The sequence below is a fragment of the Saccharospirillaceae bacterium genome, assembly GCA_022448365.1.
In the GTDB taxonomy this organism is placed as follows: Bacteria; Pseudomonadota; Gammaproteobacteria; order Pseudomonadales; family Oceanobacteraceae; genus Bacterioplanoides.
This window is the reverse complement of record JAKVCS010000001.1, coordinates 609,350-624,732: the sequence shown is the minus strand read 5'-3', so window position 1 is coordinate 624,732 and position 15,383 is coordinate 609,350. Positions and strand designations below refer to the sequence as shown.

17 protein-coding genes are annotated in these 15,383 nt (G+C 47.9%); 15 read left to right on the top strand and 2 right to left on the bottom strand.

Annotated elements, in window-relative coordinates; translation table 11 throughout:
- The first annotated feature begins 36 nt into the window (after window positions 1-36).
- The 15 genes from MK185_02880 (at window position 37) to MK185_02810 (ending at window position 13,631) form a co-directional block, all read left to right on the top strand.
- Window positions 37-225: a Flp family type IVb pilin gene (locus tag MK185_02880; protein ID MCH2039564.1), complete on the top strand. Its 189-nt coding sequence runs from the start codon at window positions 37-39 to the stop codon at window positions 223-225.
- A 73-nt stretch (window positions 226-298) separates the two neighbouring features.
- Window positions 299-1,174, top strand: coding sequence for a Flp pilus assembly protein CpaB (gene cpaB, locus MK185_02875; protein MCH2039563.1), 876 nt, complete (start codon window positions 299-301; stop codon window positions 1,172-1,174).
- The gene (locus tag MK185_02870) at window positions 1,164-2,501 is read left to right on the top strand and encodes a type II and III secretion system protein family protein (GenBank protein ID MCH2039562.1); all 1,338 of its coding nucleotides are present in this window, start codon (window positions 1,164-1,166) and stop codon (window positions 2,499-2,501) included. Before cpaB ends, MK185_02870 begins: the two co-directional genes overlap by 11 nt.
- A 28-nt stretch (window positions 2,502-2,529) precedes the next feature.
- Window positions 2,530-3,132: a hypothetical protein gene (locus MK185_02865; protein ID MCH2039561.1), complete on the top strand. Its 603-nt coding sequence runs from the start codon at window positions 2,530-2,532 to the stop codon at window positions 3,130-3,132.
- Window position 3,133: 1 nt separating this feature from the next.
- Window positions 3,134-4,429, top strand: a complete 1,296-nt coding sequence (locus MK185_02860) for a hypothetical protein (GenBank protein ID MCH2039560.1) — start codon at window positions 3,134-3,136, stop codon at window positions 4,427-4,429.
- Entirely contained in the window at window positions 4,429-5,973 is a 1,545-nt protein-coding gene (locus tag MK185_02855; GenBank protein MCH2039559.1) for a CpaF family protein, read from the top strand. Before MK185_02860 ends, MK185_02855 begins: the two co-directional genes overlap by 1 nt.
- Complete coding sequence (locus tag MK185_02850) at window positions 5,970-7,145, top strand: type II secretion system F family protein (GenBank protein ID MCH2039558.1); 1,176 nt, start codon at window positions 5,970-5,972, stop codon at window positions 7,143-7,145. The genes MK185_02855 and MK185_02850 overlap by 4 nt, the downstream gene beginning before the upstream one ends.
- A 14-nt stretch (window positions 7,146-7,159) precedes the next feature.
- Window positions 7,160-8,140 carry a type II secretion system F family protein gene (locus MK185_02845; GenBank protein MCH2039557.1) on the top strand — a complete coding sequence of 327 codons (981 nt, stop codon included), beginning with the start codon at window positions 7,160-7,162 and terminating at the stop codon, window positions 8,138-8,140.
- 104 nt (window positions 8,141-8,244) lie between these two features.
- Window positions 8,245-9,048 carry a hypothetical protein gene (locus MK185_02840; GenBank protein ID MCH2039556.1) on the top strand — a complete coding sequence of 268 codons (804 nt, stop codon included), beginning with the start codon at window positions 8,245-8,247 and terminating at the stop codon, window positions 9,046-9,048.
- Complete coding sequence (locus MK185_02835; GenBank protein ID MCH2039555.1) at window positions 9,045-9,551, top strand: hypothetical protein; 507 nt, start codon at window positions 9,045-9,047, stop codon at window positions 9,549-9,551. Before MK185_02840 ends, MK185_02835 begins: the two co-directional genes overlap by 4 nt.
- Window positions 9,552-9,555: 4 nt before the next feature.
- Window positions 9,556-10,152, top strand: coding sequence for a hypothetical protein (locus tag MK185_02830; protein ID MCH2039554.1), 597 nt, complete (start codon window positions 9,556-9,558; stop codon window positions 10,150-10,152).
- A 1-nt stretch (window position 10,153) separates the two neighbouring features.
- Window positions 10,154-11,395, top strand: a complete 1,242-nt coding sequence (locus MK185_02825) for a hypothetical protein (GenBank protein MCH2039553.1) — start codon at window positions 10,154-10,156, stop codon at window positions 11,393-11,395.
- A gap of 59 nt (window positions 11,396-11,454) precedes the next feature.
- A complete protein-coding gene (locus MK185_02820) occupies window positions 11,455-11,934 on the top strand; it encodes a TlpA family protein disulfide reductase (protein MCH2039552.1) in 480 nt (159 codons plus the stop codon).
- Between the two features lie 40 nt (window positions 11,935-11,974).
- Window positions 11,975-12,355: a DUF4266 domain-containing protein gene (locus MK185_02815; GenBank protein MCH2039551.1), complete on the top strand. Its 381-nt coding sequence runs from the start codon at window positions 11,975-11,977 to the stop codon at window positions 12,353-12,355.
- Window positions 12,291-13,631 (top strand): DUF3570 domain-containing protein, encoded by a 1,341-nt coding sequence (locus MK185_02810; protein MCH2039550.1) that lies wholly within the window; start codon window positions 12,291-12,293, stop codon window positions 13,629-13,631. Before MK185_02815 ends, MK185_02810 begins: the two co-directional genes overlap by 65 nt.
- A 129-nt stretch (window positions 13,632-13,760) precedes the next feature.
- Here MK185_02810 and MK185_02805 read toward each other — a convergent pair whose 3' ends face one another.
- Complete coding sequence (locus tag MK185_02805; GenBank protein MCH2039549.1) at window positions 13,761-14,135, bottom strand: iron-sulfur cluster assembly accessory protein; 375 nt, start codon at window positions 14,133-14,135, stop codon at window positions 13,761-13,763.
- Between the two features lie 25 nt (window positions 14,136-14,160).
- Complete coding sequence (locus MK185_02800; protein MCH2039548.1) at window positions 14,161-15,381, bottom strand: cysteine desulfurase; 1,221 nt, start codon at window positions 15,379-15,381, stop codon at window positions 14,161-14,163.
- Between the last annotated feature and the right edge of the window lie 2 nt (window positions 15,382-15,383).

The window sequence follows — 15,383 nt, the reverse complement described above, 5'->3', positions numbered from 1 at the left end:
CAGACTAATTAGTAATAAGTTAAACAGGAAATAATCATGAAAAAATCAACCTCAATAAAAAGCGTAAAAAAGCAACTGGGTGTTACTGCTGTTGAATACGCGATTCTGGCTGCAGCGCTGGCAGGCACATTATTTGTAGCTGTGGGACCGGGTGGTCCATTGCAGGATGCGTTAAATACGTCATTCGAAAAAGTGAAAGAAACCATCACCGAAGGCAGTGAATAAAGCAGATTTTTAATTTGTATGAAAAATCTGTAACGACACCTTTTATATTGATTTTTGCGGGTATGATCGCGATATGAAGTCTTCCTGGCTGCTATATGCCGGTATTGCGCTGGCACTGAGTGGGGTATTGCTCAGTTTAAATTCTTCCGATAAAGGCACGTCCGTTGCCGAGGATGAAAAAATACTGGTGATTAATCAGGCCTATCAGGATGGCCAGTTAATCAGCTCTGATGCGCTGTATTGGCGAACGCTGACAGAAGACGAGCAACAGCAGCAGGAGCAACAGGCTCACTGGTGGCTGGCTCAGTCCGAACAACAGCAACAGGAAATCGAGCAGCAGTTAGTTGGCAGTGCGTTACGTCAGCCATTAAAGAACAACGATGCGTTGGATAAACGTCTGTTGGTATCACCGGACGACAGTGGTTTTCTGGCATTAACCGTGCGACCAGGCATGCGAGCGGTATCGGTGAATATTAAACTGGCTTATTTAAGTTCCGGCCTGGTTTCTCCCGGTGATGTGGTTGATCTGATCATTACTACCCAGGCACAGCAGGTGCGTGCCTCGAGTGATTCAGTTCCGAGTAAACGCGATTTCCGTACCTGGCGCAGTGCGGTCGCGGCATCCGGTTTGCGGGTGTTGGCGATTAACCGTTTTTCCAGTCAGAACTATGAAGCCGATCAGCTAAATAACAATAAGCGTCGTCGTGATCGCGATGCCGTTGTTACGTTTGAAGCAACACCACAACAAGCGGTGCGTGTGCCTCTGGCATTACAAATGGCAGCGAACGGTGGCTCATTATCCATCAGCCTGCGTAACCCTAACGATAATGGTGTCAGCAGCGCTGGCAGCGGAGCCAGCGACTTATTCCCGGAAACCAAAGACAGCGGTCTGGATGAAAACACCTTCCTGATCCGTGGCGAACAACGTGAGGTGTCTGGTGGTTTATAAGCAGTTGCACCAAAAAATACATTCAGCCGTTAGCGTATTTATTCTGTTAATGGGTTTATTCGGATTATCCGCATTAACCCAGGCTGCAGTAAAACCGCTGGCATTGAACGTGGGTAAAGGTGAATTAATCCGGCTCAATGGCGATGCCAAAACGGTATTTATCTCTGACTCTTCGGTGGCTAACTACCAGTTACCCGCCAGTCGTTCGTTATTTATTTTCGCGAAAAAGCCGGGCGTTACCGAAATATTTGTACTGGACAGTAAGCAACGCACCATTTATCAGCGTCAGATTGAGGTACGTCATAATCTGGAACAGTTAAACAGCCAGTTACAGCAGGAGTTATCTGAGCAGGGAAGAAACCAATTAAACGCCAGCGCACAGGGTAATAATATTCTGTTAACAGGTTTGGTGGATTCCAGTCTGACGATTGAAGCAGCCGTGGCCATGGCTAAGGGCTTTATTGCTGAAAACGGTGAAGTAATTAACCGCATACAAGTGGATATGGCAAAACAAGTGAATATTCGTCTGCGTATTGCTGAAGTTAAACGCGAAGTGGGCCACCAGTTAGGTATTCGCTGGGGAACTTTAATTAATGGCAGCATCGCGTTTGATCGTCGTCTGGTAACACTTAGCACCCGCGAACTGGACTTTGGTCAGGATCCGTTATCCGGTGTATTACAAGCGATGGCAAATGAAGGGTTAGCAAAAGTGTTAGCGGAGCCAAACCTGACTGCACTCAGTGGTGAAACCGCTCATTTCCATGCTGGTGGTGAATACCCTTATGCGATTCCTCTGCCTCAATTGGATACCTACAGTATCGATTTCCGCGAATTTGGTATCAAGCTGGATATGCAACCAACCGTATTGGAAGGCAATCGTATCCGCTTAAAAGTACGTCCGGAAGTTTCTAATTTGTCAACTGAGGTGCAGGTTGAAGGGCGTAATTTGCAGTTACCGTCGCTGCAGGTACGCAGTGCGGAAAGCACCATCGAGCTGCAGTCGGGTGAAAGTTTTGCGCTTGCCGGATTAATTCAGGCAAATGATGTCAGCACCATTAACAAACTGCCGTTTCTTGGTGATATTCCGGTGTTGGGCGCGTTGTTCCGCAGTCAGGAATTCCGTCGTGAAGAAACGGAACTGGTCATTATCGTCAGTGCTTATGCCGTTGAGCCACAGCAGGCCAATGAATTTGTGCTTCCCGGCGAAGGGTTAAAAGCCAACTCGTTGTTCGAACAAATGTTGTTGGGCAAAAGCCATAAAAACGCCACTGGAAAAACAACAGACAGTACTATTCGTCTATGGGGTAACCCAGACTTTATTTATTAATTGATGTGCCGTTTTATTGGATAACCGCATGATGATGTTTACTAAGAAAATTATGTCCCAGTGTCTGATTGCGCTGGCTCTGGTGTTGCAATTGTTACTACCGCTGGTTGCTCAGGCAGAGCTGCGCCACTCCGGTAGTGGTGTAGAGGTACAGCAACAATCGTTTGTATGGCCGTTACAAAAAACAGAACTGAATCGGTTTCTGATGTCGCAACAACAACTTCAGGAATTTTCGTTAATGCTGATTCCGTTAAAAGGGTTTGACGGTGATAGTCGAAAAGTTATTGCTGAGCTGAAACGCGCAGGCATCAACGATTCACAACTGCAGCTGCGTTATGACTTAAAGCCGGGCAACAAAATTGCGGCTAAGAAGAATCAGACAGACAACGAGCGTCTGCTTGAAGTACGTATCGAGTGGTTTATGGCCAACATTCGCGTGTGCAGAGCCGATCACTTTGGCTGTGCTAATCGTAATAATCTGATGCAGATGGCCAACCCGAAACAATTAGTGATTGCTCCGCCAGCGGATAAATCACTGGACGGAATTTCTGCACTGAAAGCGCTGGAATTCAGTCGCGAAAACCAGCCGTTGGAACGTCGTACCACGACCGGCAGTACCATTGGAAATTAATATGACCCAGCAACTACACGGTTTTGTAAACAGCAAGCAGGAAGAACAGACTCTGACACAAGCCGCACTGGCTTGTGCGGCCCTTGAGCTGACGATTATTCCTGTTAGCCAGGCGACGAATACATCGGCTAGCGCATTAAGCCGGGCGATAGAATATTATCGCAGTCACAGCTCACCGGAATTATTAATTGTTGATATCAGTGATCCGGTTAATTCCTCAGACCCGATTGATGGTCTGGCACAGTTGGCTGAAGTCTGTCAGGCCAGTACCCGGGTTTTATTGTTGGGACAGCGTGATGATCTGGGGTTTTATCGCCAGCTGATGTCGCTGGGCGTTGATGATTATCTGGTGTTACCGGTTGATGAAGTGCAATTGCGGGCACAATTACGTCGTCTGAGTGAACCTCACCGTCGCTTTCATGATGATCAGGCGCATAACGATGGCTATAACGGTGTTCATAACAGTGCGCGGGAAAACGATACACTGCGCCCGGCTGCACCGCGTGGCCGTAATATGGTGATTACTGCGACCCATTCCGGAATTGGTTGCAGTTTAATTGCCGCGCTGGTTGCCGGAAAGTTGAGTCGTGACCCGGGTATGCATTTGGCACTGCTGGATCTCGACAGTGCCGGTAGCCTTGATATTTATTTAAACAGTCCGGCCAATGCGGCATTTGCCAGTTTATTGGCTGACCCGGATACCGCGGATGATTTATTAGTCCAGCGGGCTGGCAGTGAACTGCATTCTCGTTTGACCTTGTTCAGCTCTGTGGTGGACGTTAACGCCGCCGGAAAACAAAACCAGTTATTACAGAAATCGGGTGTTATTAATGCGTTAACGGCCAAGCTTGCTCCACAGTTCAGTGCTTTGTGCTGGGATTTGCCTGCAGCGCATAACACCACACCCATGGCGCTGGAGCTGTTAAAAAATGCCGATCATATTGTCCTGGTGACACACCCACACCCATCGGCTGCGCGTGAATTAAAGCGACTGCAGGATTTTTATCAGCAGCATGGTTTGTTAAACAAAGTACACCTGTTGGTAAACCAGCCTTATAACGCTGCCGCTGTAACGGTTGAGGATATGGCGGCAATTAATCCGTTTACTAACACACCACTGAGCGCACTGGACCATGATAAGTCTGCCTTAAAGCAATTGATGGCAGACACACCAAATATTGATCAGAGCCGTTTAAGCAAACAGGTGAATCGTTTTATTGACGATTGGTTGGCGTTAACACCGTCTGTGCAACGCGAATCCGGCATTCTGCAACGTTTATTAAACCGGGGGAGCTGATGTTTGGTCGTCGTTCTGATTCGTCACCCGGCAAAGCCGCAACCGCAGCCACTACAGAAAACGTGGGCGTTAAAGAGGGCGCATCTGATAGTACACGGGAAGCCGATTTAAACAGCACTCCAGAATCTGCAAACGGTGTTGATGCGGCAGCCGGTGTTAAAGCGGCAAACAGTGTTAATACGATTGGCCAGCTAATGGCCGCGGATAAAAATGCTTCTGTTGCAGCAGCGCCAACGGCCGCCATGTCGCCGTTATTAAACGAATTGCGTTTATTATTGCTGGAGCGTCTGGATGCTTCTGTGGTGCTGAGACTCAATCGTGCGGCATTACGGGCGCGCATAATTCGTGAATCGGGTGAACTGGCCAGTCAGCGAAAATTGCCGTTAACCGCACAGGATCAGCAACAGCTGGCCGATGCTTTGTTGGACGATATGCTGGGCTTAGGTCCGATTCAGGCATTATTAGACGACCCGACGGTTGCCGATGTACTGGTGAATGGCCCGTTTCAGGTTTACGTTGAACGTCGCGGTAAATTACAGCCTGCCGGTGTGCAGTTTCACGATGAAGCTCACGTAAAACACGTGGCCCGCCGTATTGCTGCTGCCATTGGTCGCCGTATCGATGAAAGTAATCCGATGGTGGATGCACGTTTAGAAGACGGCAGCCGGGTAAATATTATTATCCCGCCACTGGCACTGGACGGCACCAGTATTTCAATTCGTAAATTTAATCGTGACGGATTTGATTTAGACCATCTGGTACACCTGGGGTCGATGACTGCCGAAATGGCGCAGCTGTTAAAAATTGCCACGGCATCGCGCGCGAATATTCTGATTTCTGGTGGAACCGGTGCAGGTAAAACCTCGTTACTCAATGCGTTGTCACGTCATATTGGTGGCGACGAGCGCATCGTAACCATTGAAGACGCAGCCGAATTGGCATTACAACAACCTCATGTGGTGCGACTGGAAACCCGTCCGCCGTCGCTCGAGGGTGGTGGTGGTATTAATCAACAGCAATTATTGGTTAATGCGCTGCGGATGCGGCCGGATCGTATTGTTTTGGGTGAGGTTCGTTCCAACGAAGCGTTCGATATGATGCAGGCGATGAACACCGGCCACGATGGTTCAATGTCAACGCTGCACGCCAACAGTCCGGGTGATGCTCTTATTCGTCTGGAGAATTTATTATTAATGCAGCAAGCGAATGTGCCGTTAGTAGCGATTCGTCGTCAGATGGTCAGCGCACTGGATATGATTATTCAGGTCAATCGTGATCGCGATGGTGTCCGTCGGGTCACCGCGATTGTTGAAGTAATCGGTATCGAAGGCGATACGGTGACGCTGCAAACCTTATGGCAATACAAAAGTAACGATAATAATCCGCAGGAAACTCCGAGTTATCAGTATCAGAATCTGCGTCCGGCATTAATGGAGCGTGCCCGCACCATGGGACTGGGTGACGAATTACAGGCTCTGGTTAATCGCTTATCCAGCAACAGTGGCGGTTTTAATACCCAGACATCCGGAGAAAACTTCGGATGAGTTTTTTTAACTGGGTCAGTAGCAGCCCCTGGTTATTATCGCTGGCGGGTATGGCATTGCTGGTGATGTATTATCGTCAGTTTCAGGCACAGCAGCAGCGTCAGCAGCGCTTACGGGATATTCAGCAACTGGATACGTCAGGTGATAGTGCCGGCGTACAGATTGCCGGTGCAGGGCAAAGTACTGCGCCGTTGTTATCTCTGGCAGGCCAGAATCAGGCTGACCCGTTTGCCGATAATCAGGATTTATCGGTATTCAGTTTTATTGCTGCACCTTTGCGGGGTCTTTATCGTCAGTTGCAAAAATACCGTCCAGCTACGGCTTCGCGCCTGAATCATTATTTCCAGGGAAAATTATTGCAGCTGCAATTAATTCTGCCGCCACAGCAACGCAGTTTGTCGCAGTGGTTGCAACGCCAATGGTTAACGTCACTTGCCATGGCGGTACCGCTATTTTTATTGGTCTGGGTAAAACTGCCAACCGAATTTTTGCTGGTTAAATTTATCACTGCGGTTGTGACGGGCTTTTTCTCGGCACTGATTATTTTGTCCTGGCGTTTACAGCGTCGTTTGCAACAGAGCATGCAGGCTTGTGAACAGGCATTACCGCAAGCGCTGGAACAACTGGCTCGTGCTGTTTCAGCGGGTATGGGTATTCATCAGGCTTTATCTCAGGTTGTTGTCCAGTTATCTCCGAACGCAGATGTTGAGGCGAGTGTTGATAATGAGTCACTCGGACGGATTATTCTTGCTCGTGAACTGGAGTGGTTGCTATCGCGTCTGCGTATTGGTGATCCACCCGAGCAGGTGATTGAATTGGCTGGATTACGCTTACCTCTGATCAGTTATCGTTTTTTTGGTATGACGTTATTACTGAATCTGCAAACCGGCGGTCGCCTGGCTCAGGTATTGGCGCGCCAGAGTGCGCAACTAAAAGAAGCTCAGCGGGCAAAACATAAGCTGGATGCGTTGACCAGTGAACCTCGTTTGTCGGCCAACGTGGTTGCTGCGATTCCTATTCTGATGTTATCTGCGCTGGCCTGGCTGAATCCGGGCCATCTGGAGTTTTTACTCGACGATGCCAGTGGTCAGCAATTGCTGGCTTATAGTCTGGGTAGCATTGCATTTGGCTTATTTCTGATTCGCTTAATGGTGATTGGAGGTGGCCGCTGATGCCGGATACAGTCATGAGTACTCCATTTATCGCCATTTTGTTGTTACTTGCCGGAGCATTGTTGATTGGTTTTGCTGTGTATCAACGGCTGCAAAATCAGCAACGGCGACAAAAACTGCTGCAGTTACAGAGCATTGATGCGGAACTGAATAAAGACAGTGCCAGTGGACTTCAGGCGATTTCGGGAAGCCCACTGTTGGGCAATCAGAATGAGCAAATCGTTGTTGTTGCTCAGGCGTTTAAAACTCTGGTTGCCTGGCTCGACGGTCGTTTCCGGTTACCGCCAGCGCAAATTACTTTAGCGAGACAAGCGGGTTTTATCCACCCGGGTAATGAAGCCGGTCAAACCAGTCTGGTGATTCTCGGTCGGTATTTCTGGCTCAGTAAAATCATCACCGCTGTGATTGCTGCGCTTTGGCTCTGGCCGGAGGGGCAGAAAGCAATGGATTTTCTACTGCTGATCATTTCTATGGTGGTTGCCAATCTAATTCCGGAGGCACTGTTTGGATTGTTCTGTCGAGATCGTGCCCTACGTATACAGGGTCATTTGCCCCAGGTCTTCGATTTATTGGCTTTGTGTCTTGAGGCAGGTTTAAGTATTGATGCTGCATTGGCGCGGATAGGCGAAGAAATGCGTGTAGTAAATCCAGCATTGGCAAAACACTTCGCCGCACTAAGTGATGACCTGCGCATTACCAACAGTCGTAGCCATGCGTTTAATGAGCTGGCGCAACGTTTGCCGTTGGATGATCTGCGGCAGTTGAGTTGGTTGATCACCCAGGCTGATGATTACGGCACACCGTTGGCAGAGGGGTTGCGGGAACTTGCAGGTCATAGTCGAACAATACAAGGTCTGGCGCTGGAAGAACGTATGGCAAAAGTACCGGCACAAATGTCGGTTCCTTTAATGGTATTTATCATTCTGCCTTTAGTCGCGCTATTAGCTGGACCAGCTTTTATCATGTTAATCCGTCAGTTAAGCGGAGAAGGTTAATGCAGTTTTATTGTCGTTTCGTGTTCGTTTGTCGATGCATTGGATTAATAACGTTGCTGATGCTTATCTGCGGTTGTAGTGCAACACCGGAAAAAGCAGCTGCTGTGTCAAAGCAAGGACAGCAGCAGGTATTTACGCTGGCAGAAAAGGCTGGGCGCAGCGGTTTTTATCAACTGGCGATTGATATGCATAAAAGCCAGTTGGATAAATACGGAAATACTGACAGTCCGGTTAGTGGTGAGCATCGCACGGCATTATTCTGGCTATATCGGAAAAGTCAGCAGTTTACCCATGCCATGGCACTGTTATCTGATACCGAACGTCATGTGTCATTATCACAGGTACTGTCCGATCAACAGCATCAGATTACGATTTCACGACGCTATAACGGGTTGATGAACTGGCGTTGTATTCGTGCAGTCAGTTTACTGGATTCTTTGGATAGTAATCAGACCAACACCAATAGTGCTTCAGCAGAGCAGGCCTGGTTATGGCTAAGCACATCTCCGGCATTAGATTATCGATCATTGCAGCCTGAATTACGTCATTGTTATTCACTCCAGGCTCACTTATTCGCACTGCGTGGGCAGCTCGATCAGGCGCAAGAATTGTATCAACGCCTACTACTGAGTGATCCGGAACATTGGCCTTATCGTTACAATCTGGCACTGATTTATTTATTGGAAAAACACACCAACAAGGCTCAGGCACTGCTTTTGCCGGACTGTCAGCAATCGACCTGTCCATTACCATTGATGCAATTACTGGCTCTGAGTTATGGCTTACAAAATAATGAACAACAGGCGCTGAAGTGGTTAAGCCCGTTAGCGCCAGATGAACAGCAACAACAGCTCAATGTGTATCGACAATTCCGCGAGCGTTTGAATACTGACGTGGGGTCATTATGACGTTGGTCATTCGTCAGCGTGGCTCCGGTTCCATCGGCTTTTTAATATTATTACCGATCATGGTATTCACTCTGGTCCTGATGCTGGATCTTGGCCGTCAATTATTGGTGCGATCCTTATTGGCGGAAGCCGTTGAAGACGTGAACCGTCAATTATTATCCAAGCCAGATCTGCGTCAGCTCAATATTTTGCCGGAAGATCAGGCTCAGGAGATATGGCAACAGGTGAAACAGGATCAATGGTTGTTGGCAGATATTGAAATTAACAATGGCGCGCCGGAGGGGAGCTATTTTCTCAATCGTGAGCAAATTCTGGCTGCGAGCTCAGTGGGGGATGCCAGTTGGGACAGTAATAATAGTTGCTGCGCGTTATTAACCTGGGAGTTCACCAGCTCAGCAACCTTATCTGCGTTTGAAGCCATTGCTGGTTTTGGCTGGAATAGTGTGTCTTTTACCTTTCGTCGGTTATTGGTGATTCCAGCCGATGCCAAGCCGGAAAACTGAATTAATGAATCTGTCTAGGCATCAGCATTATATGCATCACAAACAACGCGGCGTTGCTGAAGTTGAAATCAGTGTGGTTCTCTTGGCCGCAATGATTTTATCGCTGGCGTTAGTGGATTTGGCGCAGCCGGGTTATCAGCAACAGCGTTTGCAGCAATTAAGTGAAGATCTGGTGTGGCTGGTTTCCTCACAGCGCGATTTAACTGACTTTGATGTTGAGAATAATCTCGCGGATGCTCAACAGCAGGTAAATCATGATCAGTATACGAACCTGGCGGAAGAACTCTGGAGTCGGGATAACAATGACGATCAGGAAATGCCACAAGTAGCAATTGCGCGTTTACGTCATCAGGAAGCGCCTCTCGAATGGGACCCAAACGATTGTGGCAGCCATCGTCGGTCGGCTGTTTCGGTTGCCGATCTCAGTACTTTATTACAACCGTTAGCCAATGGTCAGCGTCCTGCGGTCTGGATAGTTACCGTGTGTCTGGAACAACGTAGCGGTTTGTCGGCTGACTGGTTTAATAGTGGTGGTGATGGTGAAAAAGCATTTCCTGTGCTCTCTGCACGCAGTGTCCTGATTGAACGGGATGGATATTGATATGTATTTTCCTTCAATGGTCCGCCAGCAGGGTCAGGCGAGTATTCTTACGGTATTGGTTTTACCGATGCTGGCCACACTTTCTCTGGGCGCTGTTGATGCTGGACAGTGGCTATTACAACGCCAGAAATTAACGGAGTTTTCCCGGGTGGCCGCGATGAACATTGCCGGGCGAGTCGCGTTAAGTAAAGAGAAAAATAATGCACAGCTTTTGGCTGAGGCAAATGCAATAGCGAGTGAACTCTCACTTGCTTATTTTGGGGATAATAAAACAACGATAATCCCGATGAACCCTGCGCAGCAGGTTGTTATATCCGCCGAGCGTGATGTTGACAGTATGTTTCTTGGTGCTTTTATTGAGTCGTTCCGAACGGTTCAGGTTCGCTATCAGGCGCGTGCTGATTACGCCTATGAACCCGGTGCATTGGATATGAGTTTCGTGGTGGATGTTTCCAGTTCGATGGGGGCCGCACTGTCATCTGGCGTGACTGACTCAAATTTTGCTCAGCTTCAACAAACGTTATTAAATCTGATTAATGATCTGCCAGAGAGTGTCGCGCTGGGCATGGTGCCTTATCATGAATTGGGTGGGGTCAATATCAATGGTGCTCTATGGCTCCCTGAATCTTATGCTCAGCCAACCTGTGTCGATGGCCGTGGTAGTAGCGACAATGCAGCAAGCATTCTCGCTCAGTTATTCGATGATCCTGGTAATATCCAGGTGACTACCAAACCTCAGGGAGGAGGCGAATGGCTGGCGGAAGAGTGTCCCTCTCAAAAGGTTATTCCATTGACCAATGATCATATCCTTCTGCAGCAGAGTATCCGTCAGATGCCCGATGCTAACGGCAGCTCTACTGCCAGTTTGCAAGGGTTTATCTGGGGAGTTCGTACATTACTGGAAAATTGGCAGGGGCATTGGAATCTGGAGGATTTACCCCGCCCAAATACCGTTGCCGATAAAGTAATGGTGCTGTTAACCGATGGTGCTGATGGTGCGGGTTCTTATACGATGCGTAATCTGGTCGACAGTGGTATGTGTGATGAGGTCAGAGCACGCGGTATTGATTTATGGTTCGTTGGTTTTGGTATCGAAACATTAAGGCAAGATGATTATTTTCGTCGTTGTTTCGGAGATCAGTTTTTAACGGCACGCAATGCCTCTCAGCTGGAAGAAGTCATTAAAAAAATCATTGCCAGCAGTGCCAGAGCGAAATTGCGATTAATCAATGAAGATGCATAAACGATTAACAAACCCCTCGAAACGAATGATATTAACCAATGACTATACAGGTACTTAATATGAAAAAAATCAAACATTTGCTAGTGACACTGGTAGCGTTAGCATCGCTGAGTCTGCCACTTTCTGCTCTGGAAATCGGTGATAGTCTGCCGGATTCTATTCGAGCTGAAGTGGCTCCTGAGCCGGGTAAAGTTTATGTGATCGACTTTTTTGCTCAATGGTGTGTGTCATGTCGAATTGAGCTACCTCTGGTTAATAAATTCCATAACAGCTACAAAGATTCAGAAAAAGTCGCTGTGGTTGGTGTTGATGTTGATGAAGATGAAGCGGTTGCAAAAGCATTTCAGAAGCAGTTGGGCATTGAGTTTCGCGTAATTAATGACACCGAAAGTGAACTGATTGAAATCTTTGAACCACTGGGTATGCCAGCTCTGTATTACATTCGCGATGGTGTTATTTTGGGTCAGCATCTGGGGGCTATTGATCATATTGATGAAGTCATCGAGGCTGATCTTGCTGGTTTGGGTGTTGAACTTTGATTCTAAGACGACGTGATATCTCGTATTGTCGGGGAGAGTTATGATGCGTTTGTTATTAACTGCCGCTCTGTTATTTTCAGCCAGTATTTCGGCTGAAGTAAAAACGATTTATGTTGCACCAGAAATGCAACAACAAAGTTCACAAGCGGGTGCTGATAGACCCGGGAACGATGTTAAAAAAATCAACAAGATTAAGAAGCCTAAAGCTAAGCTGCCGAAACATTCTGCGCTGAATTTCATTGAACCGGTTTTAGGCATTGAGGATGTTAAACCGTGGCATAAAGGAACGCTGGCTAAGGATGAAATGAAGCCTGGTGGTCGTATGCCAACGATGAATAAGTTTGCAACCAAAGTGTTTGCATCAAAAGAAAATACCCGAGGCGGTACCGGCATTGGCGGGGGTGGTTGTGGTTGTAACTAAGAAACTGCAGAGAAGTATTGCTGCTGTTTTATTGCTGGTATTTTCTGCAGTAGTGATTGCAGAAACCACTGTGGGTTATCACGTGTTGCGTTATGTTGAAGGTGACGACCGGGTGAAGGTAACGGATCACGCGGTGAGTATTAAAGGCAAGAAAGGAGTCGATTACGATTATTCGATCGATCTTGGCTACGACGCAATTTCTGGTGCTTCTCCAACTTTGCGCTCTAAAACCCCCGTTGCCAGTGATGACGATAGCAGAAACCGGATAGCCAAACTGGATGCCGCCCGCCAAGTCAGTGATAAGTTAATACTTGGATACGACCCGAATGGCGAATATCAGGTTGAGAAAGTTCAGCTGACCGACGTTCGTCGCTCGATTAACCTTTCGTTGACCAGCCGTGATGAACTTCGTAATGAAACTACCGTAACGGCGGGCTATTCGAAAGAGAGCGATTATTCCAGCTCCAGTGTCAGTGCATCGAAGTTGTGGTGGGCAGACCGGCGTAAAAATCGTTCTTACACGTTGGGTGGCTCGTATATCTATAACGAAAGTTATGTATTTAACGGTAGTTATGCCGATCAGATTATCGATAAGAACCACGCGTTCGATATTGAAGCCGGTATTAATCAGACCTTGTCTGCTTCATCAACGGCGACCGTTTCCTTGTTTGCCAGTCATGACAGTGGTTATCTGAGTAATCATTATCAGACGATTTTACGTGCCATTGATGTCAACCGTGATGGGGTGATTGATCGTCTTAACGAGGTTTTTCTGGCGGGTGAACTGCGCCCGGAAGAGCGTCTGGGCAAAGGTATTAACGCCTCGTGGATCAAGCAGTGGGACAACTGGGTTACCAGCCAGCTGGGCTATCGTTTCTTCGATGATGACTGGGGTATTACCAGCCACACGATGGCGGTAAACCTGGATGTTCCTTTCTATGGCTTCTTTGGCTTAAACAAACCAAAACGCCGATCCGCTGAATGGCGTTTATTACCAGCCTACCGCTACTACAGCCAGAGTCAGGCCTTCTTCTACAAGAACCCTTATGCCAGTAACGAACAGGCATTATTCGGCGACAGTGGTCCTGCCAGTTCGGATGAGCGCCTCAGCGAGTTTGTCGCCCATCGGTTTGAACTGGGGGCGCAGTATTCGGTTATAAAAAGTCTTACATTGGATTTAAGTGTGGCGCATTATTTTCAGGAAAATAGTGAAAGGCAAAACAGTGACTTCAGCGCTAACTGGCTGATGTTAGGCGTGAGTTATAAGCACAAGTAATGCCTGGAGCTGACTGTTCTTGAGCGTTTTGTTTAAGGCACTCTTGAATAAAAGATAAGCGATAAAAAAGGCCGTTATTCACAACAATAACGGCCTTTTTTTAGTTTTTCGGGTTAAGCACTGACGAAGTTAAACTGAGAAGGACTCACCACAACCGCATAAATCTTTGGCGTTCGGATTATTGAACTTAATGGTTGAATTCAGACCCTCACGACTGAAGTCGATCTCTGTGCCTTTCACCATTGGGGCAGCTTGGGCAGAGATATACAGCGTTACATCATCTGCCGCCTGAATGGCAATATCGCCATCCTGAGCGGCTTCGACAAACTCGATATCGTATTTAAAACCCGAGCAACCACTTTTTTTCACGCCCAGACGAACGCCAGCCATTTGGGTGTTTTTATCCAGTTGCTTACGCACGTGTTTCAGCGCTGCATCGGTCATGCTTACTTCAGGGGATGCAGCGGACTGTGCAGAATTCGGATCGAACGTTTCAATAGTCATGTGTATTTCCTCTTGCCCCTGTATCTTACAATAAGAACATCTTGGCTTTCTCCAGACCACGGAACAGTGTTTCTACATCCTCTAATGTGTTGTAGAAGCTGTAAGACGCACGCACCGTACCCGGGATACCAAATTGATCCATAATCGGCATAGTACAGTGGTGACCAGTACGTACCGCCACACCTTGCTGATCAAGCAGAGTACCAACATCACCAGGATGTGCGCCTTCTAACAGAAAACTGAATACGCTGGCTTTATTGGCTGCCGTCCCAATTGGTTGGATGCCACCCAGTTGCTCTGCGAGTTCTACTGAACGGGCTAATAGCGCATCTTCGTGGGCAGCCAGAGCCACTCGATCCAGGCCGTTGAGATAATCAATAGCAGCGCCCAGGCCAATGGCACCAGCGATGCTCGGAGTACCGGCCTCGAACTTGTATGGCAGGCTGTTGTAGGTGGTTTTAGCGAAGCTCACATGCTCAATCATTTCACCACCGCCCTGGTAGGGTGGCATCGCGTTTAATAGCGCCTCTTTACCGTACAATACACCAATACCAGTCGGGCCAAACAGTTTGTGCCCTGAGAATACGTAAAAGTCAGCATCCAATGCCTGAACATCGATATCCCAATGGGCGACCGCCTGAGCACCGTCTACCAGTACTTTGGCGCCGATGCTATGGGCTTTTTCTATAATCTCAGCCACGGGGTTAATGGTACCCAATGCGTTGGATACATGAACAACTGATACCAGTTTTACGCGCTCATTCAGCAACTCTGCGAAAGCAGCCATATCCAGTTCGCCAGCAGCAGAAACCGGAATCGGAATCAGCTCAGCGCCGGTTTGCTCGCATAACATTTGCCACGGCACGATATTAGAGTGGTGTTCCATCGCAGTTACCAGAATCTGGTCACCTGCCTTCAGGTTCTGTCGCGCCCACGTATTAGCAACGATATTGATGGACTCTGTGGTACCTCGGGTCCAGACAATTTCTTCGGCTTTTTCGGCATTTAAAAATGCCTGTACGGTTTTACGTGCATCCTCAAAACGCTGAGTGGCACGATCACTCAGGGTATGTGCACCGCGATGAACATTGGAATTATCAGTTCGGTAGTAATCGCTGATGGCGTTAATCACAGCATTGGGTTTGTGCGTGGTGGCGCCATTGTCGAGATACACCAGCGGCTTGCCGTTCACTTCCTGATGAAGCGCCGGAAAGTCGTTGCGAATCTGGTTAATCAGGTCAGTCATTC